A 24,954-nucleotide genomic window follows, 5' to 3' on the forward strand; every position below is an offset into this window, starting at 1 on the left:
TGGCATGTCACACCCCGCGCTAACGCAACTGCGTGCGCTGCGCTATTTCGACCAAATACCTGCGCTTGATCCGCAGCAGCTGGACTGGTTGCTGCTGGAAGATTCAATGACCAAACGTTTTGAGCAACAGGGTAAAACGGTCACGGTAACCCTGATACACGAAGGGTTTGTCTCCGGCGATGAGATCGCCAGCGAGCTGCCGCTATTGCCGCAAGAGGAACGCTACTGGCTGCGCGAAATTTTGCTCTGTGCCGATGGCGAACCCTGGCTTGCCGGGCGCACCGTGGTACCCGAATCCACCCTGTCCGGGCCTGAGCTTGCGCTGCAACGGCTGGGGAAAACGCCGCTGGGACGTTATCTTTTCACCTCATCTGAGCTGACCAGGGATTTCATTGAGATTGGGCGTGATGCCGAACTGTGGGGACGCCGTTCCCGCCTTCGCCTGAGCGGTAAGCCGTTAATCCTGACGGAGCTATTTTTACCGGCATCACCGTTGTACTAAGAGGAAGAAAAAATGGAGTGGAGCCTGACGCAGAATAAGCTGCTGGCGTATCACCGCTTAATGCGTACTGATAAACCCATCGGCGCGTTGCTGCTACTGTGGCCGACCTTATGGGCGCTGTGGGTGGCCACGCCGGGCGTGCCGCCGCTGTGGATCCTGGGCGTGTTTGTTGCCGGCGTCTGGCTGATGCGCGCGGCGGGCTGCGTGGTGAATGACTATGCCGATCGTAAATTTGACGGCCACGTAAAGCGTACCGCCAATCGCCCGCTACCCAGTGGACAGGTCACCGGGAAAGAAGCTCGCGTGCTGTTCCTCGTTCTGGTGCTGCTCTCTTTCCTGCTGGTATTAACCCTGAACACCATGACGATTCTGCTGTCCGTCGCGGCGCTCGCACTGGCCTGGGTTTATCCCTTTATGAAGCGCTATACCCATCTGCCTCAGGTGGTGCTGGGGGCGGCGTTTGGCTGGTCAATTCCGATGGCGTTTGCGGCAGTTAGTGAGTCCTTACCGCTTAGCTGCTGGCTGATGTTCCTGGCGAACATCCTCTGGGCCGTGGCGTATGACACGCAATATGCGATGGTTGACCGCGACGATGACCTGAAAATTGGCATTAAATCCACCGCCATTCTCTTTGGACGCCAGGACAAACTTATCATTGGCATTCTGCAGGTTGCGGTACTGGCGCTGATGGTCGCGATTGCGCGCCTGAACGGACTGAACTGGGAATTTTACTGGTCGATACTGGTAGCAGGACTGCTGTTTGCCTACCAGCAGAAGCTGATTGCAAAACGCGAACGCGAAGCCTGCTTTAAAGCGTTTATGAACAATAACTATGTCGGTCTGGTGCTGTTTTTAGGACTGGTCATGAGCTATTTTTCCTGATTGACGTGCGGTCATGCCCAGCCGGGTATGACCGCATCGTTACCCGGCATTACCGCCCTCACAAATTTAAACCATCGTTTCATAAATTCGCGCTTTTGTGAGGCGCTTCACCTACGCTTCTCCCGGGCTAGTCTATTTTCTAAGCGTAAAAAAATAAAACACTGTTTTAACGCTGACATCACTACCCTGGAGCTGACTCAATGAAAACGACCCTCAAGCCGTTACTGGCCGCGCTGTGCCTGTCTGCTTTTGCCTGCACCGTTTCTGCCCAAACCATCAAAGCTGCCGATGTGCATCCTGAAGGCTACCCGAACGTGGTCGCGGTTCAGCACATGGGTGAAAAACTCAAACAGCAAACCGACGGCAAGCTGGAGATTAAGGTCTTCCCGGGCGGCGTGCTGGGGGATGAAAAACAGATGATTGAGCAGGCGCAAATGGGGGCGATTGACATGATCCGCGTCTCCATGGCGCCGGTTGCCGCTATCCTGCCGGATATCGAAGTCTTCACGCTGCCGTACGTTTTTCGCGATGAGGACCACATGCACAAGGTGATCGACGGGGATATCGGCAAGCAGATCGGCGACAAGCTGACCGCGAACCCGAAATCCCGCCTGGTGTTCCTCGGCTGGATGGATTCCGGTACCCGTAACCTCATCACCAAAGAGCCGATCGTGAAGCCGGAAGATCTGAAAGGGAAGAAAATCCGCGTGCAGGGCAGCCCGGTGGCGCTCGCCACGCTGAAGGACATGGGGGCGAACTCGGTGGCGATGGGCGTTAGCGAGGTGTACAGCGGCATGCAGACCGGCGTGATCGACGGCGCGGAGAACAACCCGCCCACCTTTATCGCCCATAACTACATGCCGGTTGCCAAAAACTACACCCTCAGCGGCCACTTTATCACTCCTGAAATGCTGCTCTACTCCAAAGTGAAATGGGACAAACTGAGCGCTGATGAACAGCAAAAAATTCTGACCCTGGCCCGTGAAGCGCAGTTTGAACAGCGCAAGCTGTGGAATGCGTATAACGACCAGGCGCTGGCGAAAATGAAGGCGGGCGGCGTGCAGTTCCACGACATCGATAAGTCAGTCTTCATCAAGGCCACAGAGCCGGTGCGCGCCCAGTATGGCGACAAGCATCAGGATCTGATGAAAGCCATTGCTGACGTCCAGTAATCCGGAGTACGTATGTCCGAACTCTACCTGAAGTGGATGGACCGTCTGTACCTCTTCGCTATGGCTGTGGCGGGTATTTCGCTGCTGGTGATGACGATTGTCATCCCCATCGGCATTTTTTCACGCTACGTGCTCAATCGCGGCGAATCCTGGCCGGAGCCGATCGCCATTATCTGCATGGTGACGTTCACCTTCATCGGCGCGGCGGTGAGCTACCGTGCCGGGTCGCATATCGCGGTCAATATGCTCACCGACCGTCTGCCCGCGTCGCTGCAAAAGCTGTGCGCGCGGGTGGTGGATCTGCTGATGCTGCTGATCTCCGGCCTGATGTGCTGGTACAGCTACTGGCTGTGCGTCGAGCTGTGGGAGCAACCGGTGGCGGAGTTCCCGATCCTGACCTCCGGCGAAAGTTATCTGCCGCTGCCGATCGGGTCGGCGATTTTGATCCTGTTTGTGCTTGAACGCCTGCTGTTTGGCTCACAGGAAAACCGTCCGGTCGTGCTGATCGGCAATCACAGTTAAGGGGTGAACGATGGATGCTTTTGTTTTGTTATTCACCCTCGCCATTTTGCTGGCGCTGGGGATGCCGGTGGCGTTTGCCGTGGGGCTGAGCGCCGTGGCAGGTGCGCTATGGATTGATTTACCGCTGGAGGCGCTGATGATCCAGATCACCAGTGGGGTGAACAAATTTACCCTGCTGGCGATCCCGTTCTTCATCCTCGCCGGAGCGATCATGGCGGAAGGGGGCATTGCCCGACGGCTGGTCAACTTCGCCTATGTGTTTGTCGGCTTTATTCGCGGCGGGCTGTCGCTGGTGAACATTGTTGCCTCAACGTTCTTCGGCGCGATTTCCGGATCGTCGGTGGCGGACACGGCGTCTATCGGCAGCGTGATGATCCCGGAGATGGAGAAGAAGGGCTATCCGCGCGAATACGCTGCGGCGGTCACGGCGAGCGGGTCGGTGCAGGCGATTCTGATCCCGCCCAGCCACAACTCGGTAATTTACTCCCTGGCGGCGGGGGGCACGGTCTCTATTGCCACGCTGTTTATTGCGGGCGTACTGCCGGGTCTGCTGTTGGGTATGAGTTTGATGGCGCTCTGCCTGTGCTTCGCCCGCAAGCGCGGCTATCCGAAGGGGGACAAAATCCCCCTTAAACAGGCGCTGAAAATCATGCTCGATGCCCTGTGGGGGCTGATGACGGTGGTGATTATCCTGGGTGGGATCTTGTCCGGGATATTCACGGCGACCGAATCCGCCGCTGTGGCCTGCCTGTGGGCGTTCTTCGTCACCATGTTCATCTACCGCGACTACAAGTGGAATGAACTGCCGAAGCTGATGTGTCGCACGGTCAAAACCGTCACCATCGTGATGATTTTGATTGGCTTTGCGGCGGCGTTTGGTGCGGTGATGACCTACATGCAGCTGCCGATGCGCATCACCGAGTTCTTTACGTCGCTCTCCGATAACAAGTACGTGATCCTGATGTACCTCAACATCATGCTGTTGCTGATTGGCACCCTGATGGACATGGCACCGATCATTCTGATCCTGACACCGGTGCTGCTGCCGGTGACCAACTCGCTGGGGATCGACCCGGTGCATTTCGGGATGATCATGATGGTGAACCTGGGGATCGGGCTGATCACCCCGCCGGTCGGGTCGGTGCTGTTCGTGGCGAGCGCGGTGAGCAAACAGAAGATCGAGCACGTTGTGCGAGCGATGCTGCCGTTTTACGGTATGTTGCTGATCGTGCTGGGGATGGTGACCTATATCCCGGCGATCTCATTATGGCTGCCAGGGGTGTTAGGAATGCAGTGATGTCGTTTTATGCCGGGTGGCGGCTACGCCTTACCCGGCCTACGGTTCGGAGATGTTGTAGGCCCGGTAAGGCGTAGCCGCCACCGGGCGTTTTACTGACGGCGCAACAGCCTCAACGCGTTCGCCGTCACCAGCACCGTCGCCCCCGTATCCGCCAGCACCGCCAGCCACAGGCCAGTCATGCCGAGCAGCGTGGTCACGAGGAAAATCCCCTTCAGACCCAGCGCAATGCCGATGTTCTGGCGGATATTGGCCCGCGTCGCTCGCGCCAGGCTAATCATCTGCGCCAGGCCGGTCAGGCGGTTGTGCGTCAGTGCCGCATCCGCCGTCTCCAGCGCCACGTCGGTTCCGCTGCCCATCGCAATGCCGATGGTGGAAGCTTTCATCGCAGGTGCATCGTTGATCCCGTCGCCGACCATCGCCAGCGGAGCGCGTGCGTTCAGCTCCGTGACCGCGCTGACCTTATCCGCTGGCAACAATCCGGCCTCAAATTCCAGCCCCAGCTCGCCGGCAATCGCAGCCGCGGCGCGCGGGTTATCGCCGGTGAGGATCACGCCCTGTACGCCCAGCTGATGCAACGCCGCTACGGCGTCTCTGGCGTCATCGCGCAGAGTGTCGCGCATTGCCAGCATGCCCTTCGACACGCCGTCCTGCATCACGGCAACGACCGTCTGCCCGGCCTGCTCTAACGCCTCAACCTGTGGATGAGAGAACGCGTCCGCCGCGACAATCAGCACCTTTTTACCGTCGACGATAGCCTCAATCCCTGACCCGACCAGCGCCCGTTGGGCGGTTGCCGGAGGGATGTTCAGCCCGCGCCCCTGCGCTTCACGCACTATCGCCTGCGCCAGCGGGTGAGTTGAACCCTGCTCAACGGCGGCGGCCATTATCAGCAGTTCGTCTTCACTGATGTCCTGCGGATAGACGCCGGTGACCTGCGGCTTGCCAACCGTCAGCGTGCCGGTTTTATCGAAGGCGATGTGCTGAACCTGGCTCAGCTGTTCCAGCGCCGCGCCGCCCTTAATCAGCGCTCCGCGACGTGCCGCCGCTGCCAGCCCCGAGGTAATCGCCGCGGGCGTGGAGATCACCAGTGCGCACGGACAGCCGATCAGCAGCAGGGTCAGCCCTTTGTAAATCCAGCCCTCCCACGGCGCGCCGAAGAAAAGCGGTGGCACCACGGTAACCAGCAGGGCGACCAGCATGATGGCGGGGGTGTAAATCCGGCTAAAGCGGTCAATAAAGCGCTCAACTGGCGCGCGGCGCTCTTCGGCTTCTTCAATCAGCCTGAGGATGCGGTCGATGGCGCTGTCGCCCGGCTCGGACAGGACTTTGAGCTGCACCAGACGGTCAACGCTGGTGGCACCGGCAGGGACTTTTTCGCCTGCCGCACGCTCCACGGGAATGGATTCCCCGGTCAGGGCACTTTCGTCAAAGCTCGCGGTGGCGGTAACCAGCGCACCATCGGCGGGTAAACGCCCGCCCGCGGCGACTTCAATCACGTCGCCCGGGCGCAGCGTGCTGATGGCGACCGTTTCACGCTTGCCTTCATTAACTCGCGTGGCGGTTTCGGGCTTCAGCGCCATCAGCGCACTCACCCCTTTACGCGCCCGGCTCGCCGCCCAGCCCTCAAGCTGTTCGCCGATCAGGAACAGCAGCAGCACCATCGCCGCTTCCGCCGTCGCGCCAATGAACAGCGCGCCGATGGCCGCCACGCTCATCAACGTTTCAATGGCAAACCAGCTGCCGCTTCTCATCAGTCGCAGCGCCTGGCGGGCAATCGGGAACAGGCCGACCAGCGTGGTGGCGATAAACGCCAGATTGCCGAACGGGTGGTTAATCTGCTCCAGCCCCCAGCTCAGGGTCATCATGATGACGAGCGTGATAAGGGGCAGGTTTTCTTTTAACGGGGACGTTTTTTCAGCAAGAGCCGTTTCGCTGCGCAAGGCATAGCCCGCTTTGCTGACGGCGGCTTCAACCTGTTTGCTGACGTCATTATCGGCGCTGACCAGCAGCTTTTCGGTGGCGAACAGCACCTGAACGTGATTCACGCCCGGCACCTGTTTCACCGCATTTTCCACTTTACGGGCGCAGGCCGCGCAGTCCATGCCGTTGACGATCCAGCTGTAGTGATTGCCGCTTTCAGGCAGCGCTTTGACCTGCGTTTCGCACGCGCCCTCGCAGCAGCAGCCGTCTTTCGGCGGAACCGGACTGAGCTTAAGTGCCGAGAATTGTGGGACTTTTCTGGGTGTTTCTGGAGTCGACATGGCAGTCTCCGGTAATGATAATTTTCTCATTAACCGCAGCATACACTCTGGAGTCGACTCCAGAGTCAAGCGTTATTTAGATATACAATGAACGCACGATCAGGAAGTGCCCGGCAAAGTAGCAGGCGGACGCAATCGCGTTATCGGCGCGGAAGCGGCGGCGATAGTGGCTGCCCAGCCAGACAATATTGCCGATTAACAGCAACGCCGCCCCGAAGAACGCGGACATAGCCTGAGATGTCGGACGAAAAAACCACAGCTCCCCGGCCAGCCACACCATCACCAGCGTCATGGCGATAAACGTGCATACCGGCAGACGCATCTCTTCCAGGCGCGACCAGATCACCGCAATCAGCAGCGCGCCAATCACCAGCAGCACCAGCGGCAGCGGCCAGAAGAAGGAGAGCGTCATCTGGCTGGCAAAGTAGATAGTATACAGCAGATGGGAAAGGAAGAACGCCCCAACGGCGTACAGCAGGCGCTGACGCGGCAGCAGGGTTAAGGCATCGCCAATCAGGGAGGCACACAGCCCGGCGAGCACCAGATAGCTGATGGCGTTAAACATCGGGGCCTGCCAGGCGAGCAGCAGAAGCAACAGCAGCGTGACGGGTTTAAACAACCAGCGCTGCCAGGCTGGACCGCGATAGGACGCATCGACATAAAGCCATGCGGAAAAACAGACAGCGATAAATGACCAAAGCATATTAACTCCCTGTAACTGTTGAGGCTGAATAATCAGTTTCTGATCCAGTGTAGTGACGCGGGCAGGCGTTTGGCAATGACGGGGAAGGCGAGGTATCCTGAATTCCGCATAATCTGATGGGATTTATCAATGAGCAAGATGCCGCTGTTTTTCATTATTGTGGTGGCGATTATCGTCATTGCCGCCTCGTTTCGCTTCGTGCAGCAGCGCCGTGAAAAAGCGGACAACGACGCCGCGCCGCTGATGCAAAAGCGCGTCGTGGTGACAAATAAGCGCGAGAAGCCGCTTAACGATCGCCGCTCGCGCCAGCAGCAGGTGACGCCTGCGGGATCCGGTATGCGCTATGAAGCGAGCTTTAAGCCGGAAACGGGCGGCCTGGAGATGACCTTCCGCCTGGAGGCGCAGCAGTACCACCAACTGACGGTAGGGGAGAAAGGCACGCTGAGCTATAAAGGGTCGCGGTTTGAGGGGTTCAGGACGGAATAATGCACGAACGGTTCCCTCTCCCCGTGGGAGAGGGTTAGGGTGAGGGCATCAGGCCGCACCTTACTTCTTCACCTGCGCCTTAAACTTCTTCATCCACACCAGCAGTTCAAACACGCCGAAAATAAACACCCGCAGCTGCTGCCAGCCGGTCATCGGCGGGCCATCTTTCGGCAGGCCGTTTTTCAGCATCACCATCTGCAGGGCGTGCATGAACGAGGTGAAAATCAGCGCCACGTTAACGAAGATGTTCAGCGGGCGCGGGAACGGGTGCACCAGATTCAAAATCAAAAATGCCCAGACGCCCAGCATCAGCAAACGTCCCAGGTTAATCAGTACCGGCATCGGATCCTCCTTGTGCCTGACGGTGATACAGACGATAAGCAACCTGACCTGCGACCTTTTCGCGGTGCAGATCCCAGTGCGCGGGCACCGGCGGCAAACCGTTTTCCACTTCGCTTTCTACATAAATTAGCGCGTCATCCGCCAGCCAGCCATTGTGCTCCAGCAGGGATAACGTCTCTTCCAGCAGCCCCTTGCGGAACGGCGGATCGACAAATACTACGGTATGCGGCGTGCCCGGTTGCGCGAGAAAGCTCAGCGTATTGGTGTTCACGACTTTTGCATTCGTCGCCTTCAGCGTCGCCAGATTTTGCTGCAGCGTCTGCGCGACGCCGCGCTCCATCTCCAGCAGCGTGGCGCTGGCGGCATAACGCGACAGCGCTTCCAGCCCTAATGCGCCGCTTCCGGCGAAGCAGTCCAGGCAGCGGGCGTCTACCATTGACGGGGCGAGCCAGTTAAACAGCGTCTCGCGCACGCGGTCGGTGGTGGGGCGTAAACCGGGGCTATCCGGCACCGGTAATTTCCGGCCTCGCCACTGGCCGCCGATAATGCGAATTTGACCGGCCGGGGCGCGGGTGGGTTTCTTCATCTCAGGAAAGCTCTGTTAACCATTGCCCTACGATTGCGGGCGGTGATGTCAATTAAGTAAAGTGTTAGACTATTTCATCATTTTTTTAGCTTCCCTGTATATAGCGCCGCGAGGAGTGTAGTCGCAGATGGCAAAACAAAAAAAACGTGGCTTCTTTTCCTGGTTGGGTTTCGGTGAAAAAGAGCAAGAAACAGAACAGAAAACCGAAGAACAACAGGTTGTAGAAGAGCAGTCACAGCCTGAAACGCCTGTAGAAACCGCTGCGGTTGTCGAAGCGGAAGAGCCTGCCCACAGCAAAGAAGAGATCGAGTCCTTTGCTGAAGAGGTGGTTGAGGTCACTGAGCAGGTTCAGGAGAGCGAGAAGCCAGAACCTGTCGTCATCGAAGCCGTTACCGAGGCGCCGCAGGCTGTACTCGAACACGAAGAGCTGCCGCTGCCGGAAGAGGTCAACGCCGAAGAGGTGTCTGCCGAAGAGTGGCAGGCTGAAGCGGAAACCGTTGAAATCGTTGAGGCGGTGGAAGAAGAGGCGGCACTTGAGCCAGAGCTGACCGACGAAGAGCTGGAAGCCCAGGCGCTGGCGGCGGAAGCGGCTGAAGAAGCGGTTATCGTCGTGCCGGTGGAAGAGCAGGCCGAAGAAGAGATCGTTCAGGAGCAGGAAAAACCGACCAAAGAAGGTTTCTTCGCGCGCCTGAAGCGCAGCCTGCTTAAAACCAAAGAAAACTTAGGTTCCGGATTTATCAGTCTGTTCCGCGGCAAGAAGATCGACGACGATCTGTTTGAAGAGCTGGAAGAGCAACTGCTGATTGCGGACGTGGGCGTTGAAACCACCCGTAAGATCATCGCCAACCTGACCGAAGGGGCGAGCCGCAAACAGCTGCGCGACGCCGAGGCGCTGTACGGCCTGCTGAAAGACGAGATGGGTGAAATTCTCGCAAAAGTTGACGAACCGCTTAATATTGAAGGCAAAACGCCATTTGTTATTCTGATGGTTGGCGTGAACGGCGTGGGTAAAACCACCACCATCGGCAAGCTGGCGCGCCAGTTTGAGCAGCAGGGCAAATCGGTGATGCTGGCGGCGGGCGATACCTTCCGTGCGGCAGCGGTTGAGCAGCTTCAGGTGTGGGGCCAGCGCAACAACATCCCGGTGATTGCTCAGCACACCGGCGCGGATTCCGCGTCCGTGATTTTCGATGCCATTCAGGCGGCGAAGTCGCGCAACGTGGACGTGCTGATTGCCGACACCGCAGGGCGTTTGCAGAACAAATCGCACCTGATGGAAGAGCTGAAGAAAATCGTCCGCGTCATGAAGAAGCTGGACGAAGATGCACCGCATGAAATTATGCTGACTATCGACGCCAGCACCGGGCAGAACGCCATCAGTCAGGCGAAGCTGTTCCATGAAGCGGTAGGACTGACGGGGATCGCGCTGACCAAGCTGGACGGCACCGCGAAAGGCGGGGTGATCTTCTCCGTGGCCGACCAGTTCGGCATTCCTATCCGTTACATCGGTGTGGGCGAGCGTATTGAGGATTTGCGTCCGTTTAAGGCGGACGACTTTATTGAGGCATTATTTGCCCGAGAGGACTAACAATGATTCGCTTTGAACACGTCAGCAAGGCCTATCTCGGTGGGAGACAAGCGCTGCAGGGGGTCACGTTCCACCTGCAGCCAGGCGAGATGGCATTCCTGACCGGCCATTCCGGCGCGGGGAAAAGTACCCTGCTCAAGCTTATCTGTGGGATCGAACGGCCAAGCGCCGGGAAAATCTTTTTCAGCGGCCACGAAATTAGCCGCCTGAAAAACCGCGAAGTGCCGTTTCTGCGTCGTCAGATCGGCATGATTTTCCAGGATCACCACCTGCTGATGGATCGCACCGTTTTTGATAACGTGGCGATCCCGCTGATTATTGCCGGCGCCAGCTACGATGATATTCGCCGTCGCGTCTCTGCGGCGCTGGATAAGGTCGGGCTGCTGGACAAAGCGAAGAACTTCCCGATCCAGCTCTCCGGCGGTGAACAGCAGCGCGTGGGCATCGCCCGCGCGGTGGTGAACAAGCCTGCGGTGCTGCTGGCGGATGAACCGACCGGTAACCTGGACGATGCCCTGTCCGAAGGGATTTTGCGTCTGTTTGAGGAATTCAACCGCGTAGGGGTAACGGTACTGATGGCAACGCACGACATGGGGCTGATTTCCCGTCGTTCGTACCGCATGCTGACCCTGAGCGACGGGCATTTGCACGGAGGCCACGGTGAACAAGCGTGATGCAATGAACCAGATTCGGCAGTTCGGGAACCGGTTCGACCGTTTCCGTAAGCCGCAGGGCGGCGGTGACGGTAACCGCAATGCGCCTAAGCGCCAGAAAGCGGCGCCGAAGCCGGCCTCCCGCAAGACCAACGTCTTTAACGAGCAGGTGCGCTACGCCTTCCACGGCGCGCTGCAGGACCTGAAAAGCAAACCGCTGGCGACCTTCCTGACGGTGATGGTGATTGCCATCTCCCTGACGCTGCCAAGCGTCTGCTACATGGTCTATAAGAACGTCAACCAGGCAGCGTCGCAGTATTACCCGTCGCCGCAGATCACCGTTTATCTGGATAAAGCGCTCGACGATAACGCGGCGGCGCAGGTGGTCGGGCAGATTCAGGCCGAGCAGGGCGTGGAGAAGGTCAACTATCTCTCGCGCGATGAAGCGCTGGGCGAGTTCCGCAACTGGTCAGGCTTTGGCGGCGCGCTGGATATGCTCGAAGAGAACCCGCTGCCTGCGGTGGCGGTGGTGATCCCGAAACTGGATTTCCAGGGCACCGATTCGCTGAATACCCTGCGCGACCGCATCACCCGCATCAACGGGATTGATGAAGTGCGCATGGACGACAGCTGGTTTGCCCGTCTTGCGGCGCTGACCGGGCTGGTGGGACGCGTGTCGGCGATGATCGGCGTGCTGATGGTGGCGGCGGTGTTCCTCGTCATCGGTAACAGCGTGCGTCTGAGCATCTTCGCCCGTCGCGATACCATCAACGTCCAGAAACTGATTGGCGCAACGGACGGCTTCATCCTGCGTCCGTTCCTTTACGGTGGCGCACTGCTCGGTTTTTCCGGCGCATTTCTTTCACTGATATTGTCAGAAATTTTGGTGATGCGGCTTTCGTCTGCCGTCACTGAAGTGGCGCAGGTTTTCGGAACTAAGTTTGATATCAGTGGCTTAGGCTTCGATGAGTGCCTGCTGTTGCTGCTGGTGTGCTCAATGATCGGCTGGGTGGCCGCATGGCTGGCAACGGTTCAACATTTACGCCACTTTACTCCCGACTAATAAAAGCGTGATATAATCTTTCCCTGCACCGAGATGTTCGCTCTGCAGGGAAAGCGTCCCTGTTGTCTCTTCCCCTGTTATCATCTCCATGTCACATTTTGTGCGTAATTTATTCACCGTTGCACCTGGAACTTGTGGATAAAATCACTGTCTGATAAAAGAGTGAATGCTAATCTCGTTGCTCAAACGCTTTGGCATGGTTGTTGCCTGACGGGGACAACCTGGACCAGAAGAAACATTGAGAGGAATGAATGACCAAAGAAATGCAAACTTTAGCTTTAGCCCCTGTTGGTAACCTGGAATCTTACATCCGGGCTGCGAACACCTGGCCGATGTTAACGGCCGAGGAAGAAAAGGAGCTTGCTGAAAAGCTGCATTACCAGGGCGATCTGGAAGCAGCGAAAAAGCTGATCCTGTCTCACCTGCGCTTTGTTGTTCACATTGCTCGTAACTATGCGGGCTATGGCCTGCCGCAGGCGGACTTGATTCAGGAAGGTAACATCGGCCTGATGAAGGCTGTACGTCGCTTTAACCCGGAAGTGGGCGTGCGACTGGTCTCCTTCGCCGTGCACTGGATCAAAGCAGAAATTCATGAATACGTGCTGCGCAACTGGCGTATCGTGAAAGTCGCCACGACAAAAGCGCAACGTAAACTGTTCTTCAACCTGCGTAAAACCAAGCAGCGTCTGGGCTGGTTCAACCAGGATGAAGTGGAAATGGTGGCGCGCGAGCTGGGCGTATCCAGCAAAGACGTGCGTGAGATGGAATCCCGTATGGCCGCGCAGGACATGACCTTTGATATGTCCTCCGACGACGACGCATCTGACAGCCAGCCGATGGCACCGGTTCTGTATCTGCAGGATAAAACCTCTAACTTTGCCGACGGCATTGAAGAGGACAACTGGGAAGATCAGGCCGCGAACAAGCTGACCCATGCGATGGAAGGTCTCGACGAGCGTAGCCAGGACATTATCCGCGCCCGCTGGCTGGATGAAGACAACAAGTCCACGCTGCAGGAGCTGGCCGACCGCTACGGCGTTTCTGCGGAACGTGTCCGTCAGCTTGAGAAGAACGCCATGAAAAAACTTCGCGCCGCTATCGAAGCGTAATCTAAGCGAAGTACACCGAGAACCCCTGGATGCGAGTCCGGGGGTTTTGTTTTTTTGGCGCCCGCTCTGGCGAATTCCCTGCCCCTGGCAAACACTTACTGATGCGCTAAGCAGGCGACTTTCTCAGGGGGACAGGGTGAAAAATAACGAACTGAACGATCGGCGTTTACAGGCGACGCCGCGCGGTATCGGCGTCATGTGTAACTTCTATGCCGATAAAGCCGAAAACGCCACGGTGTGGGACGTGGAAGGCAACGAGTACATCGACTTCGCCGCCGGGATCGCGGTGCTGAATACCGGCCATCGCCATCCCAAAGTCATCTCCGCCATCGAAAAACAACTCCACGCCTTTACCCACACGGCCTATCAGATTGTGCCGTACGAGGGCTACGTGGCCCTTGCCGAGCGCATCAACCAGCGTGTGCCGATTGACGGCCCTGCCAAAACCGCGTTCTTCTCGACGGGCGCTGAAGCGGTTGAAAACGCGGTCAAAATTGCCCGCGCGTACACCAGGCGCCCTGGCCTTATCACCTTCGGCGGCGCGTTCCATGGCCGCACCTTTATGACCATGGCGCTGACCGGCAAGGTCGCACCGTATAAGCTGGGCTTCGGCCCGTTCCCCGGCTCGGTGTATCACGCGCAGTATCCGAACGATCTGCACGGCGTCAGCACGGCGGAAGCGTTGAAAAGCCTGGAACGCATCTTTAAGGCGGATATCGCCCCAGACCAGGTGGCGGCCATTATTCTCGAACCGGTTCAGGGGGAGGGCGGTTTCAACATCGCGCCCGCTGATTTTATGCAGGCTCTGCGCGCCCTGTGCGATACCCACGGTATTTTGCTGATTGCCGACGAGGTGCAAAGCGGCTTTGCCCGCACCGGCAAGCTGTTCTCGATGGAACACCACTGCGTGAAGCCGGACCTGATCACCATGGCAAAAAGCCTCGCGGGCGGGATGCCGCTCTCTGCGGTATCGGGCCGTGCGGAGGTGATGGACGCCCCCGCGCCGGGCGGACTGGGCGGCACTTACGCGGGTAACCCGCTGGCGATTGCCGCGGCCCACGCGGTGCTGGACGTGATTGACGAGGAAGATCTCTGCACGCGCTCGGCGCATCTCGGTCATCATCTTGTGGAAGTGCTTAACAAAGCGAAGGAAAACTGCCCGTTCATCGCCGACATCCGTGCCCAGGGCTCGATGGTGGCGGTGGAGTTTAACGATCCGCAATCCGGGCAACCGTCGCCGGAATTCACCCGCCAGGTGCAGGAGCGCGCGCTGAACGAGGGGCTGCTGCTCCTGAGCTGCGGCGTGTACGGCAACGTGATCCGCTTCCTCTATCCGCTCACTATCCCCGAAGCGCAGTTCCGTAAAGCGCTGGACATTATCTTCGCGTCGCTGACTCGTTAAAGCCACCAGCCCGGCGGTAAATCCTGTCGGGCTTATCATATATTCATTTCAAATTAGCTATTCCAAAATCATAAAAATGGGGTATGTTTTAGCAGAGTATGCTGAAAAAGCGCGAACAGCACACCAATAACTGAAATAAAGCGCTGCACAACAACATCACAACAATCGTAATAACCATAATAATGGGGAATCTCAGGATGAACATGAAGGATAAAGCGTTACTGGCAGGATGTATTGCGTTGGCATTCAGCACCATGGCGCAGGCAGACATAAAAGTGGCTGTGGTGGGCGCAATGTCCGGTCCGGTAGCACAGTACGGCGACCAGGAGTTTACGGGCGCTGAACAGGCGGTTGCAGACATTAATGCCAAGGGCGGCATCAAGGGCGAAAAACTGCAGATCGTAAAATACGATGATGCCTGTGACCCGAAACAAGCGGTCGCGGTGGCGAACAAAGTGGTCAACGACGGGATCAAATACGTTATCGGTCACCTGTGTTCCTCTTCCACTCAGCCAGCGTCTGACATCTACGAAGACGAAGGCATTCTGATGATCACCCCAGCGGCAACCGCACCAGAGCTGACCGCGCGTGGCTACAAGCTGACTCTGCGCACCACCGGTCTGGACTCCGATCAGGGCCCAACGGCGGCTAAGTACATTCTGGAAAAAGTGAAGCCGCAGCGTATCGCGATTGTTCACGATAAACAGCAGTATGGCGAAGGTCTGGCCCGTGCAGTGCAGGACGGTCTGAAAAAAGGCAATGCCAACGTGGTCTTCTTTGACGGGATCACCGCCGGTGAGAAAGACTTCTCCACGCTGGTGGCGCGTCTGAAGAAAGAGAATATTGATTTCGTTTACTACGGCGGCTACCACCCGGAAATGGGCCAGATCCTGCGCCAGGCGCGTGCGGCAGGTCTGAAAACCCAGTTCATGGGGCCGGAAGGCGTGGCGAACGTCTCTCTGTCTAACATCGCGGGTGAATCTGCCGAAGGTTTGCTGGTGACCAAGCCGAAGAACTACGACCAGGTGCCTGCGAACAAACCTATCGTGGATGCCATCAAGGCGAAAAAACAGGATCCAAGCGGCGCGTTCGTCTGGACCACCTATGCGGCGCTCCAGTCTCTGCAGGCGGGTCTGAACCAGTCAGCCGATCCGGCTGAGATTGCTACCTGGCTGAAAGCCAACACGGTCGAAACCGTCATGGGGCCGCTGTCCTGGGATGCGAAAGGCGACCTGAAGGGCTTCGAGTTCGGCGTGTTTGACTGGCATGCCAACGGCACGGCGACTGACGCAAAATAATGCTGGTGCGGGGTGAGGGCATCACCCCGCACACATCAACTCTGGCGCTTCTCCCACCCGCTCTCCTGTGCCGTAAACCCTAACGCCTGCATAAACGCCGCCATCACGCCGCGGTCTTCCACGCCCACGTCGGCCATCCACCAGGAGGTTACGCTCGGGTTTTCGCGGATCACTTCTTCAATCAAATACTGTCCGACCCCGCGACGACGGGTGACGTCGCGCACGCGCAGGGAATCCAGCGCCCCTTCCGTGCCGCTCAGGGTCACGCGAACGGCGGCCAGCAGGCGCTCGTTAAAGCGCGCGGCATAGATGCGGTGATTCTCGTCGACGGCCAGCGACGAAGGGGAATATTCCGGCCAGATCTTGCCCAGGTCGATATGATCCTGGTCGCTAAAGGTCACCAGACGCACGATAGTCAGTTTCATTAGCAGCGTGTCCAAATCAAAAAGAGTACGGCCAGTGTACTCAATTTATTTGCTCAGGCGCTGTCTCTTTTTATTCCCATTTGCCAGGTGATTAGTTTTTTGGCAACGCAATGGGCAGTTTGAAAACACATGGATCGAAAAATAAGCAGAATTTTAACCTGAATGGTAGTGATTTATTCGGCGCATTGTGCCGTTATTTTATGCTGCAAACTGCACTTTTATTTGTTTATCTCTGCCTTATTTCAGAATATTATCTTTGCTTAATCGCCTGAAAAATAGAGATTTTAGTCTGGTTTTTGACAAAAAACTGCGCTAAACCATTAAGGGCACTGGTAAAAATAGCGTTGTTCATTAAAAGTACAGAATGCTTTTTAACCATAATAAAACAAAATATAAACACGACATCACGAATGGGGATTCTGAGATGAAAAGGAACGCGAAGACGTTAATCGCGGGGATGGTCGCACTGTCGATCTCGCATGCCGCTATGGCAGACGACATTAAAGTTGCGGTAGTGGGTGCGATATCCGGCCCTGTTGCCCAGTGGGGTGACATGGAGTTCAACGGCGCGCGTCAGGCCATCAAAGACATCAATGCTAAAGGCGGCATCAAAGGCGACAAGCTGGTAGGCGTGGAGTATGACGACGCCTGCGATCCGAAACAGGCCGTCGCGGTTGCCAACAAAATCGTCAACGACGGCATCCAGTACGTCATCGGTCACCTGTGCTCATCCTCCACACAGCCCGCGTCTGATATCTACGAAGACGAAGGCATCCTGATGATCACCCCTGGCGCAACGAACCCGGAGCTGACCCAGCGCGGCTACCAGCACATCATGCGTACCGCCGGTCTGGACTCCTCGCAGGGCCCCACCGCCGCCAAATACATCCTCGAAACCGTTAAGCCACAGCGCATTGCCATTATTCATGACAAACAGCAGTACGGCGAGGGCCTGGCGCGCTCCGTGCAGGACGGCCTGAAAAAAGGCGGCGCGAACATCGTCTTCTTCGACGGCATTACCGCCGGTGAGAAAGACTTTTCCGCGCTGATCGCTCGTCTGCAAAAAGAGAATATCGACTTCGTTTACTACGGCGGCTACTACCCGGAAATGGGCCAGATGCTGCGCCAGGCGCGCGCAACCGGCCTGAAAACCCAGTTTATGGGGCCAGAGGGCGTGGGCAACGCCTCTCTGTCGAACATCGCAGGGGATTCTGCCGAAGGCATGCTGGTGACGATGCCAAAACGCTATGACCAGGATCCGGCGAACAAAGCTATCGTGGATGCGCTCAAGGCGCAGAAGAAAGATCCGAGTGGTCCGTACGTCTGGATCACCTATGCAGCCGTGCAGTCTCTGGCTACCGCGCTGGAGCGTACCGGCAGCAAAGAGCCGCTGGATCTGGTGAAAGATTTAAAAGCACACGGGGCGAACACCGTGATTGGGCCGCTGAACTGGGATGAGAAAGGCGATCTGAAGGGATTTGAGTTTGGTGTCTTTAAGTGGCACGCCGACGGTTCGTCCTCGGTCGCCAAATAATTATCCCACCGCCCGGCTCACCGGGCGGGTATAAAAAGGTTTGCATATGTCCGAGCAGTTTCTCTATTTCCTGCAGCAGATGTTTAACGGCGTCACGCTGGGAAGCACTTACGCGCTGATTGCCATCGGCTATACGATGGTTTACGGCATTATCGGCATGATCAACTTCGCCCACGGCGAGGTGTACATGATCGGTAGCTACGTCTCCTTTATGATTATCGCCGCCCTGATGATGATGGGCATCGACAGCAGCTGGCTGCTGGTGGCCGCCGGGTTTGTCGGCGCGATTGTGATTGCCAGCGCCTACGGCTGGAGCATTGAGCGCGTGGCCTACCGGCCAGTGCGCAGCTCCAAGCGTCTGATTGCGCTCATCTCCGCCATCGGGATGTCCATTTTCCTGCAAAACTACGTCAGCCTGACCGAAGGCTCGCGCGACGTGGCGTTGCCAAGCCTGTTTAACGGCCAGTGGATTGTGGGGGCCAGCGAAAACTTCTCGGCCTCTATCACGACCATGCAGCTGGTGATTTGGGTCGTGACTTTTATCGCGATGCTGGCCCTGACGCTGTTCATCCGTTACTCCCGCATGGGACGCGCCTGTCGCGCCTGCGCGGAAGACCTGAAGATGGCGAGCCTGCTCGGCATCAACACCGACCGCGTAATTGCGCTCACCTTCGTGATCGGCGCGGCGATGGCTGCCGTCGCAGGTGTTCTGCTCGGCCAGTTCTATGGCGTGATCAACCCGTACATCGGCTTTATGGCCGGGATGAAAGCCTTCACCGCGGCGGTATTGGGCGGCATCGGCAGCATTCCGGGCGCGATGATCGGTGGCCTGATCCTGGGCGTGGCGGAAGCGCTCTCCTCGGCGTATCTGAGCACGGAATATAAAGATGTGGTGTCGTTTGCCCTGCTGATTCTGGTTCTGCTGGTGATGCCTACCGGTATTCTGGGCCGTCCGGAGGTAGAGAAAGTATGAAACCGATGCATTTTGCAATGGCGCTGCTCTCTGCCGCCATGTTCTTCGTGCTGGCGGGCGTCTTTATGGGCGTCCAGTTAGGTCTGGACGGCACGAAGCTGGTGGTGGATACCGCCCCCGACATCCGCTGGCAGTGGGTGTTTATCGGCACCGCCGTGGTGTTCCTGTTCCAGCTGCTGCGCCCGCTGTTCCAGAAGACGCTGAAAAACGTCTCCGGGCCGAAGTTCGTGCTGCCGGCAATTGACGGCTCTACCGTTAAGCAGAAGCTGTTCCTCGTGGCGCTGCTGGTGGCCGCCGTGGCGTGGCCGTTTGTGGTGTCGCGTGGCACCGTGGATATCGCCACCCTGACCATGATTTATGTGATCCTTGGCCTCGGTCTGAACGTGGTCGTGGGGCTGTCTGGCCTGCTGGTGCTGGGCTACGGCGGCTTCTACGCCATCGGTGCCTACACCTTTGCGCTGCTGAACCACTATTACGGCCTCGGCTTCTGGACCTGTCTGCCGCTGGCGGGGCTGGTCTCTGCCGCCGCGGGCTTCCTGCTCGGCTTCCCGGTGCTGCGCCTGCGCGGTGACTACCTGGCGATTGTGACCTTAGGCTTCGGTGAAATCGTCCGTATCCTGCTGCTCAACAATACCGAAGTGACCGGCGGCCCGAACGGCATCAGCCAGATCCCGAAACCGACCTTCTTTGGCCTGGAGTTTAGCCGTACCGCTCGCGAAGGGGGCTGGGATACCTTCAGCAACTTCTTCGGCATCAAATATGACCCGTCCGACCGCGTGATCTGGCTTTACCTGGTGGCGCTGCTGCTGGTGGTGATTACCCTGTTCGTGATCAACCGTCTGCTGCGCATGCCGCTGGGCCGCGCGTGGGAAGCGCTGCGTGAAGATGAGATCGCCTGCCGCTCCCTGGGCCTGAACCCGACCCGCATCAAGCTGACCGCGTTTACCATCAGCGCCGCGTTTGCCGGTTTCGCCGGAACGCTGTTTGCCGCGCGTCAGGGCTTCGTTAGCCCGGAATCGTTCACCTTTGCCGAATCCGCCTTTGTGCTGGCGATTGTGGTGCTCGGCGGGATGGGATCGCAGTTCGCCGTGATCCTCGCGGCCATCCTGCTGGTGGTTTCGCGCGAGCTGATGCGCGATTTTAACGAATACAGCATGCTGATGCTGGGTGGTTTGATGGTGCTGATGATGATCTGGCGTCCGCAGGGCCTCCTGCCGATGACGCGTCCACAGCTGAAGCTTAAGAGTGCGGAAGCGAAAGGAGAGCAGGCATGAGTCAGCCATTATTATCCGTTAACGGCCTGATGATGCGTTTTGGCGGCCTGCTGGCAGTCAACAACGTGAATCTGGATCTGCACAAGAAAGAGATTGTCTCCCTGATTGGCCCGAACGGCGCGGGGAAAACCACGGTCTTCAACTGCCTGACCGGCTTCTACAAGCCGACGGGCGGCACCATCATGCTGCGCGACCAGCACCTTGAAGGGCTGCCGGGCCAGCAGATCGCCCGCATGGGCGTGGTGCGTACCTTCCAGCACGTGCGTCTGTTCCGCGAGATGACGGTGATTGAGAACCTGCTGGTGGCACAGCATCAGCAGCTAAAAACCGGGCTGTTCTCCGGCCTGTTGAAAACCCCGGCCTTCCGCCGCGCGCAGGAGGAGGCGCTCGACCGCGCCGCCACCTGGCTCGACCGTATCGGCCTGCTCCAGCACGCTAACCGTCAGGCCAGCAACCTGGCCTACGGCGATCAGCGTCGCCTGGAGATTGTGCGCTGCATGGTGACGCAGCCGGAAATCCTGATGCTCGACGAACCGGCGGCGGGTCTTAACCCGAAAGAGACTAAAGAGCTGGACGAGCTGATTGCCGAGCTGCGCGATAGTCACGACACCACCATTCTGCTGATTGAACACGACATGAAGCTGGTGATGGGTATTTCGGACCGTATCTATGTGGTAAACCAGGGCACGCCGCTGGCAAACGGCACGCCGGAAGAGATCCGCAATAACCCGGACGTGATCCGCGCATACCTTGGTGAGGCATAAGATGGAAAAAGCGATGTTAACGTTCGACAAGGTCAACGCGCACTACGGCAAGATCCAGGCGCTGCACGACGTCAGCCTGCACATCAATCAGGGTGAAATCGTCACCCTGATTGGTGCCAACGGCGCGGGTAAAACCACGCTGCTCGGCACCCTGTGCGGCGACCCGCGCGCCACCAGCGGGCGGATTGTGTTTGATGGCAAAGACATTACCGACTGGCAGACCGCCAGAATCATGCGCGAGGCGGTGGCGATTGTGCCGGAAGGGCGCCGCGTGTTCTCGCGTATGACGGTGGAAGAGAACCTGGCGATGGGCGGTTTCTTCGCCCATCGGGATGAATACCAGACCCGCATCAAGTGGGTATACGAACTCTTCCCGCGCCTGTGGGAGCGCCGCATCCAGCGTGCGGGCACCATGTCCGGCGGTGAGCAGCAGATGCTGGCAATTGGCCGCGCGCTGATGAGCCAGCCGCGCCTGCTGCTGCTGGATGAACCCTCGCTCGGCCTTGCGCCGATCATCATTCAGCAGATCTTCGACACTATCGAGCAGTTGCGTAAAGAGGGGATGACCATCTTCCTCGTCGAGCAGAACGCCAACCAGGCGCTGAAGCTTGCTGACCGTGGCTACGTGCTGGAGAACGGCCGCGTGGTGCTGGAGGATACCGGCGATGCACTGCTGGCGAACGAAGCGGTGCGGAGCGCGTACTTAGGCGGCTGAGCCGTCTGTATCGCCCGGTGGCGCTTACGCTTACCGGGCCTACGGGATCGACCAGGCCGGGTAAGGCGAAGCCGCCACCCGGCTTTTTTTTAACCCAACCCGCTTCACACAACCATCATCCCACTGACCTTTTGTTGTCACTTATCTGTAAACAAACAGTTATTTTTCTGTCATTCGAGCATGTCATGTTACCTCGCGAGCATAAAACGCGTGATATCGCGCATCCGGCACAATAAGAGAGATGACAATGACATCGTTACGACACACAGCTTTGGGTCTGGCACTAAGTCTGGCTTTTGCGACGAACGCAATGGCTGTGACCACCATTCCGTTCTGGCATTCCATGGAAGGGGAGTTGGGTAAAGAGGTTGACTCCCTGGCGCAGCGTTTCAACGACACCCACCCGGATTACAAAATTGTGCCGGTGTACAAAGGCAACTACGAGCAGAGCCTGAGCGCGGGCATCGCCGCCTTCCGTACCGGCAACGCGCCGGCCCTGTTACAGGTTTACGAAGTGGGTACCGCCACCATGATGGCTTCCAAAGCCATCAAGCCGGTGTATGAAGTGTTCAAAGAGGCGGGTATCAACTTCGACGAATCGCAGTTTGTGCCGACCGTAGCGGGTTACTACACCGATTCCAAAACCGGCCATCTGCTGTCCCAGCCGTTTAACAGCTCCACGCCGGTGCTGTACTACAACAAAGACGCCTTCAAAAAAGCCGGTTTAGATCCGGAACAGCCGCCAAAAACCTGGCAGGACCTGGCTGAGTATACCGCGAAGCTGAAAGCGGCGGGCATGAAGTGCGGCTACGCCAGCGGCTGGCAGGGCTGGATCCAGATTGAAAACTTCAGCGCCTGGCACGGCCTGCCGGTTGCGACAAAAAACAACGGCTTCGACGGCACCGACGCGGTGCTGGAGTTCAACAAGCCGGAGCAGGTGAAGCACATCGCATTGCTGGAAGAACTCAACAAGAAGGGCGATTTCAGCTACTTCGGGCGTAAGGACGAATCCACCGAGAAGTTCTACAACGGCGACTGCGCCATTACCACCGCCTCGTCCGGCTCGCTGGCGGATATCCGTCACTACGCCAAATTCAACTACGGCGTGGGCATGATGCCGTATGACGCCGACGTTAAGGGCGCGCCGCAGAACGCCATCATCGGCGGGGCGAGCCTGTGGGTGATGCAGGGTAAAGATAAGGGCACTTACAAAGGGGTGGCCGAGTTCCTCGACTTCCTGGCTAAGCCGGAAAACGCCGCCGAGTGGCACCAGAAGACTGGCTATCTGCCGATCACCAAAGCCGCGTACGACCTGACCCGCGAGCAGGGCTTCTACAGCAAGAACCCGGGCGCAGATATCGCGACGCGTCAGATGCTGAACAAGCCGCCGTTGCCGTTCACCAAGGGCCTGCGTCTGGGCAACATGCCGCAGATCCGCACCATCGTGGATGAAGAGCTGGAAAGCGTCTGGACCGGGAAGAAAACGCCACAGCAGGCGCTGGACTCTGCGGTAGAGCGCGGCAATCAGCTGCTGCGCCGCTTTGAGCAGTCGACGAAATCGTAATCGCTGAAACGCCCGGTGGCGCTGCGCTTACCGGGCCTACGATGTGCCCCATGTAGGCCGGGTAAGGCGCAGCCGCCACCCGGCATTGTTCAGGAATCAAATCTCAATGTCCTCATCCCGTCCGGTGTTCCGTTCCCGCGGGCTGCCGTACCTGCTGGTCGCGCCGCAGCTGGTCATCACCGTTATCTTCTTTATCTGGCCTGCGGGCGAAGCGCTGTGGTACTCGGTACAAAGCGTCGATCCGTTCGGGCTTTCCAGCCAGTTTGTCGGGCTGGACAATTTCACTGCGCTGTTCCACGACAGCTACTACCTGGACTCCTTCTGGACGACGATGAAGTTCAGCGCCCTCGTAACCGTCAGCGGCCTTGTTGCCTCGCTGTTCTTCGCCGCGCTGGTGGATTACGTGGTGCGCGGCAGCCGTCTTTACCAGACGCTGATGCTGCTGCCTTACGCCGTGGCTCCCGCCGTCGCCGCCGTGCTGTGGATCTTCCTGTTTAACCCCGGACGCGGGTTGATTACGCATTTTCTGGCAGAGTTCGGCGTTGACTGGAACCACGCCCAGAACAGCGGTCAGGCGATGTTCCTGGTGGTGTTCGCCTCGGTGTGGAAGCAGATCAGCTACAACTTCCTGTTCTTCTTTGCCGCGCTGCAGTCCATTCCGCGTTCGCTGGTGGAAGCCGCGGCAATTGACGGCGCAGGGCCCATTCGTCGCTTCTTCAGGCTGTCACTGCCGCTGATCGCCCCGGTGAGTTTCTTCCTGCTGGTGGTTAACCTCGTGTACGCCTTCTTCGACACCTTCCCGGTGATCGACGCGGCGACCGCAGGCGGCCCGGTACAGGCGACAACGACGCTGATCTACAAGATCTACCGCGAAGGTTTTGCGGGGCTGGATCTCTCCGCCTCTGCCGCCCAGTCGGTCGTGCTGATGTTCCTCGTCATCATCCTCACGGTGGTGCAGTTCCGCTATGTCGAAAGTAAGGTGCGCTACCAATGATTGAGAACCGTCGCGGGCTGACGATTTTCAGCCATACCATGCTGATTTTAGGGATTATCGTCATTCTCTTCCCGCTGTACGTGGCGTTTGTCGCCGCCACGCTGGACACCAAAGCGGTGTTCGACACGCCGATGACGCTGATCCCAGGCGGGCATCTTTTTGAGAACATGAAAACCATCTGGACCCAGGGCGTGGGTGCCAATAGCGCGCCGTTCTGGCTGATGATGCTCAACAGCTTCATCATGGCGTTCGGCATCACCGTCGGCAAAATCACCGTGTCGATGCTCTCGGCCTTCGCCATCGTCTGGTTCCGCTTTCCGCTGCGTAACCTGTTCTTCTGGATGATCTTCATTACCCTGATGCTGCCGGTGGAAGTGCGTATCTTCCCGACGGTGGAAGTGATCGCCAACCTCAAGATGCTCGACAGCTACGCGGGCTTAACCCTGCCGCTGATGGCCTCGGCGACCGCCACCTTCCTGTTCCGCCAGTTCTTTATGACCCTGCCGGACGAGCTGATTGAGGCCGCGCGCATCGACGGCGCGTCGCCGATGCGCTTCTTCCGCGACATCGTGCTGCCGCTGTCGAAAACCAATCTCGCGGCGCTGTTTGTGATCACCTTTATCTACGGCTGGAACCAGTACCTGTGGCCGCTGCTGATTATTCAGGACGTCAACCTCGGCACCGCCGTAGCAGGCATCAAAGGCATGATCGCCACCGGCGAAGGCACCACTCTCTGGAACCAGGTGATGGCGGCGATGCTGCTCACCCTTATCCCCCCGGTCGTTATCGTTTTAGCCATGCAGCGTGCGTTTGTGCGTGGTTTAGTGGACAGTGAGAAATAA

Annotated in this window: 25 protein-coding genes; 20 read left to right on the plus strand and 5 right to left on the minus strand. The window is 58.0% G+C overall.

Going from position 1 to position 24,954, the window contains the following annotated elements; genetic code table 11:
* Positions 1-4: 4 nt before the first annotated feature.
* The 5 genes from ubiC (at position 5) to D5066_RS16390 (ending at position 4,375) form a co-directional block, all read left to right on the plus strand.
* Positions 5-502, plus strand: coding sequence for a chorismate lyase (gene ubiC, locus D5066_RS16370; RefSeq protein ID WP_119916537.1), 498 nt, complete (start codon positions 5-7; stop codon positions 500-502).
* A 12-nt stretch (positions 503-514) separates the two neighbouring features.
* On the plus strand, positions 515-1,384 hold the full coding sequence (gene ubiA / locus D5066_RS16375; protein WP_119916538.1) for a 4-hydroxybenzoate octaprenyltransferase: 870 nt from the start codon (positions 515-517) through the stop codon (positions 1,382-1,384).
* A 200-nt stretch (positions 1,385-1,584) separates the two neighbouring features.
* The gene (locus tag D5066_RS16380) at positions 1,585-2,556 is read left to right on the plus strand and encodes a TRAP transporter substrate-binding protein (protein WP_080329934.1); all 972 of its coding nucleotides are present in this window, start codon (positions 1,585-1,587) and stop codon (positions 2,554-2,556) included.
* Positions 2,557-2,568: 12 nt separating this feature from the next.
* Positions 2,569-3,078, plus strand: coding sequence for a TRAP transporter small permease (locus D5066_RS16385; RefSeq protein ID WP_119916539.1), 510 nt, complete (start codon positions 2,569-2,571; stop codon positions 3,076-3,078).
* Positions 3,079-3,088: 10 nt separating this feature from the next.
* On the plus strand, positions 3,089-4,375 hold the full coding sequence (locus tag D5066_RS16390) for a TRAP transporter large permease (RefSeq protein WP_119916540.1): 1,287 nt from the start codon (positions 3,089-3,091) through the stop codon (positions 4,373-4,375).
* A gap of 92 nt (positions 4,376-4,467) precedes the next feature.
* On the opposite strand, the gene zntA is transcribed toward D5066_RS16390, so the two are convergent.
* Both zntA and D5066_RS16400 read right to left on the minus strand, forming a co-directional pair.
* Positions 4,468-6,639, minus strand: coding sequence for a Zn(II)/Cd(II)/Pb(II) translocating P-type ATPase ZntA (zntA, locus tag D5066_RS16395; RefSeq protein WP_119916541.1), 2,172 nt, complete (start codon positions 6,637-6,639; stop codon positions 4,468-4,470).
* 76 nt (positions 6,640-6,715) lie between these two features.
* Positions 6,716-7,342, minus strand: coding sequence for a lysoplasmalogenase (locus D5066_RS16400; RefSeq protein ID WP_013099145.1), 627 nt, complete (start codon positions 7,340-7,342; stop codon positions 6,716-6,718).
* 129 nt (positions 7,343-7,471) lie between these two features.
* On the opposite strand from D5066_RS16400, the gene D5066_RS16405 reads away from it, so the two are divergent.
* Positions 7,472-7,828, plus strand: coding sequence for a DUF2500 domain-containing protein (locus D5066_RS16405; RefSeq protein WP_061099574.1), 357 nt, complete (start codon positions 7,472-7,474; stop codon positions 7,826-7,828).
* 60 nt (positions 7,829-7,888) lie between these two features.
* Here D5066_RS16405 and D5066_RS16410 read toward each other — a convergent pair whose 3' ends face one another.
* A complete protein-coding gene (locus D5066_RS16410; RefSeq protein ID WP_014882110.1) occupies positions 7,889-8,170 on the minus strand; it encodes a DUF1145 family protein in 282 nt (93 codons plus the stop codon).
* A complete protein-coding gene (gene rsmD / locus D5066_RS16415; RefSeq protein ID WP_080329939.1) occupies positions 8,154-8,756 on the minus strand; it encodes a 16S rRNA (guanine(966)-N(2))-methyltransferase in 603 nt (200 codons plus the stop codon). The genes D5066_RS16410 and rsmD overlap by 17 nt, the downstream gene beginning before the upstream one ends.
* A gap of 127 nt (positions 8,757-8,883) precedes the next feature.
* Between rsmD and ftsY the strand changes: the two genes are divergently transcribed.
* From ftsY to livJ, 6 genes are all read left to right on the plus strand, one after another.
* On the plus strand, positions 8,884-10,344 hold the full coding sequence (gene ftsY, locus D5066_RS16420; protein ID WP_119916542.1) for a signal recognition particle-docking protein FtsY: 1,461 nt from the start codon (positions 8,884-8,886) through the stop codon (positions 10,342-10,344).
* A 2-nt stretch (positions 10,345-10,346) separates the two neighbouring features.
* Positions 10,347-11,018, plus strand: coding sequence for a cell division ATP-binding protein FtsE (gene ftsE, locus D5066_RS16425; protein WP_080329941.1), 672 nt, complete (start codon positions 10,347-10,349; stop codon positions 11,016-11,018).
* Entirely contained in the window at positions 11,005-12,060 is a 1,056-nt protein-coding gene (gene ftsX / locus D5066_RS16430; RefSeq protein ID WP_119916543.1) for a permease-like cell division protein FtsX, read from the plus strand. Before ftsE ends, ftsX begins: the two co-directional genes overlap by 14 nt.
* 251 nt (positions 12,061-12,311) lie before the next feature.
* Entirely contained in the window at positions 12,312-13,169 is an 858-nt protein-coding gene (gene rpoH / locus D5066_RS16435) for an RNA polymerase sigma factor RpoH (RefSeq protein WP_028015143.1), read from the plus strand.
* A gap of 136 nt (positions 13,170-13,305) precedes the next feature.
* Positions 13,306-14,571: a 4-aminobutyrate--2-oxoglutarate transaminase gene (locus D5066_RS16440; protein WP_119916544.1), complete on the plus strand. Its 1,266-nt coding sequence runs from the start codon at positions 13,306-13,308 to the stop codon at positions 14,569-14,571.
* 197 nt (positions 14,572-14,768) lie between these two features.
* Positions 14,769-15,869 (plus strand): branched chain amino acid ABC transporter substrate-binding protein LivJ, encoded by a 1,101-nt coding sequence (gene livJ, locus D5066_RS16445; protein ID WP_165853354.1) that lies wholly within the window; start codon positions 14,769-14,771, stop codon positions 15,867-15,869.
* 35 nt (positions 15,870-15,904) lie between these two features.
* Here the strand turns inward: livJ and panM are convergent, their stop codons facing one another.
* Complete coding sequence (gene panM, locus D5066_RS16450) at positions 15,905-16,294, minus strand: aspartate 1-decarboxylase autocleavage activator PanM (RefSeq protein ID WP_119916546.1); 390 nt, start codon at positions 16,292-16,294, stop codon at positions 15,905-15,907.
* A gap of 424 nt (positions 16,295-16,718) precedes the next feature.
* On the opposite strand from panM, the gene livK reads away from it, so the two are divergent.
* The 8 genes from livK to ugpE all read left to right on the plus strand — a co-directional run bounded on the left by livK (position 16,719) and on the right by ugpE (position 24,954).
* Entirely contained in the window at positions 16,719-17,828 is a 1,110-nt protein-coding gene (gene livK, locus D5066_RS16455) for a high-affinity branched-chain amino acid ABC transporter substrate-binding protein LivK (protein WP_119916547.1), read from the plus strand.
* Positions 17,829-17,874: 46 nt separating this feature from the next.
* A complete protein-coding gene (gene livH, locus D5066_RS16460; RefSeq protein ID WP_013099131.1) occupies positions 17,875-18,801 on the plus strand; it encodes a high-affinity branched-chain amino acid ABC transporter permease LivH in 927 nt (308 codons plus the stop codon).
* On the plus strand, positions 18,798-20,075 hold the full coding sequence (locus D5066_RS16465; protein WP_080329946.1) for a high-affinity branched-chain amino acid ABC transporter permease LivM: 1,278 nt from the start codon (positions 18,798-18,800) through the stop codon (positions 20,073-20,075). The genes livH and D5066_RS16465 overlap by 4 nt, the downstream gene beginning before the upstream one ends.
* Positions 20,072-20,839 (plus strand): high-affinity branched-chain amino acid ABC transporter ATP-binding protein LivG, encoded by a 768-nt coding sequence (gene livG / locus D5066_RS16470; RefSeq protein ID WP_080329947.1) that lies wholly within the window; start codon positions 20,072-20,074, stop codon positions 20,837-20,839. Before D5066_RS16465 ends, livG begins: the two co-directional genes overlap by 4 nt.
* Before the next feature lies 1 nt (position 20,840).
* Complete coding sequence (gene livF, locus D5066_RS16475) at positions 20,841-21,554, plus strand: high-affinity branched-chain amino acid ABC transporter ATP-binding protein LivF (protein ID WP_008500102.1); 714 nt, start codon at positions 20,841-20,843, stop codon at positions 21,552-21,554.
* A 247-nt stretch (positions 21,555-21,801) separates the two neighbouring features.
* Positions 21,802-23,118 carry a sn-glycerol-3-phosphate ABC transporter substrate-binding protein UgpB gene (ugpB, locus tag D5066_RS16480; RefSeq protein ID WP_119916548.1) on the plus strand — a complete coding sequence of 439 codons (1,317 nt, stop codon included), beginning with the start codon at positions 21,802-21,804 and terminating at the stop codon, positions 23,116-23,118.
* Positions 23,119-23,224: 106 nt separating this feature from the next.
* Positions 23,225-24,112 (plus strand): sn-glycerol-3-phosphate ABC transporter permease UgpA, encoded by an 888-nt coding sequence (gene ugpA / locus D5066_RS16485; RefSeq protein ID WP_119916549.1) that lies wholly within the window; start codon positions 23,225-23,227, stop codon positions 24,110-24,112.
* Entirely contained in the window at positions 24,109-24,954 is an 846-nt protein-coding gene (gene ugpE / locus D5066_RS16490; RefSeq protein WP_028015153.1) for a sn-glycerol-3-phosphate ABC transporter permease UgpE, read from the plus strand. Before ugpA ends, ugpE begins: the two co-directional genes overlap by 4 nt.

It is taken from the genome of Enterobacter chuandaensis (genome assembly GCF_003594915.1).
Classification (GTDB): Bacteria; Pseudomonadota; Gammaproteobacteria; order Enterobacterales; family Enterobacteriaceae; genus Enterobacter; species Enterobacter chuandaensis.

Coding starts and splice junctions, on each gene's coding strand:
- ubiC (WP_119916537.1), top strand. CDS start 5: ATGTCACACCCCGCGCTAACGCAACTGCGTGCGCTGCGCTATTTCGAC.
- ubiA (WP_119916538.1), top strand. CDS start 515: ATGGAGTGGAGCCTGACGCAGAATAAGCTGCTGGCGTATCACCGCTTA.
- D5066_RS16380 (WP_080329934.1), top strand. CDS start 1,585: ATGAAAACGACCCTCAAGCCGTTACTGGCCGCGCTGTGCCTGTCTGCT.
- D5066_RS16385 (WP_119916539.1), top strand. CDS start 2,569: ATGTCCGAACTCTACCTGAAGTGGATGGACCGTCTGTACCTCTTCGCT.
- D5066_RS16390 (WP_119916540.1), top strand. CDS start 3,089: ATGGATGCTTTTGTTTTGTTATTCACCCTCGCCATTTTGCTGGCGCTG.
- zntA (WP_119916541.1), bottom strand. CDS start 6,639: ATGTCGACTCCAGAAACACCCAGAAAAGTCCCACAATTCTCGGCACTT.
- D5066_RS16400 (WP_013099145.1), bottom strand. CDS start 7,342: ATGCTTTGGTCATTTATCGCTGTCTGTTTTTCCGCATGGCTTTATGTC.
- D5066_RS16405 (WP_061099574.1), top strand. CDS start 7,472: ATGAGCAAGATGCCGCTGTTTTTCATTATTGTGGTGGCGATTATCGTC.
- D5066_RS16410 (WP_014882110.1), bottom strand. CDS start 8,170: ATGCCGGTACTGATTAACCTGGGACGTTTGCTGATGCTGGGCGTCTGG.
- rsmD (WP_080329939.1), bottom strand. CDS start 8,756: ATGAAGAAACCCACCCGCGCCCCGGCCGGTCAAATTCGCATTATCGGC.
- ftsY (WP_119916542.1), top strand. CDS start 8,884: ATGGCAAAACAAAAAAAACGTGGCTTCTTTTCCTGGTTGGGTTTCGGT.
- ftsE (WP_080329941.1), top strand. CDS start 10,347: ATGATTCGCTTTGAACACGTCAGCAAGGCCTATCTCGGTGGGAGACAA.
- rpoH (WP_028015143.1), top strand. CDS start 12,312: ATGACCAAAGAAATGCAAACTTTAGCTTTAGCCCCTGTTGGTAACCTG.
- livJ (WP_165853354.1), top strand. CDS start 14,769: ATGAACATGAAGGATAAAGCGTTACTGGCAGGATGTATTGCGTTGGCA.
- panM (WP_119916546.1), bottom strand. CDS start 16,294: ATGAAACTGACTATCGTGCGTCTGGTGACCTTTAGCGACCAGGATCAT.
- livK (WP_119916547.1), top strand. CDS start 16,719: ATGAAAAGGAACGCGAAGACGTTAATCGCGGGGATGGTCGCACTGTCG.
- livH (WP_013099131.1), top strand. CDS start 17,875: ATGTCCGAGCAGTTTCTCTATTTCCTGCAGCAGATGTTTAACGGCGTC.
- D5066_RS16465 (WP_080329946.1), top strand. CDS start 18,798: ATGAAACCGATGCATTTTGCAATGGCGCTGCTCTCTGCCGCCATGTTC.
- livG (WP_080329947.1), top strand. CDS start 20,072: ATGAGTCAGCCATTATTATCCGTTAACGGCCTGATGATGCGTTTTGGC.
- livF (WP_008500102.1), top strand. CDS start 20,841: ATGGAAAAAGCGATGTTAACGTTCGACAAGGTCAACGCGCACTACGGC.
- ugpB (WP_119916548.1), top strand. CDS start 21,802: ATGACATCGTTACGACACACAGCTTTGGGTCTGGCACTAAGTCTGGCT.
- ugpA (WP_119916549.1), top strand. CDS start 23,225: ATGTCCTCATCCCGTCCGGTGTTCCGTTCCCGCGGGCTGCCGTACCTG.
- ugpE (WP_028015153.1), top strand. CDS start 24,109: ATGATTGAGAACCGTCGCGGGCTGACGATTTTCAGCCATACCATGCTG.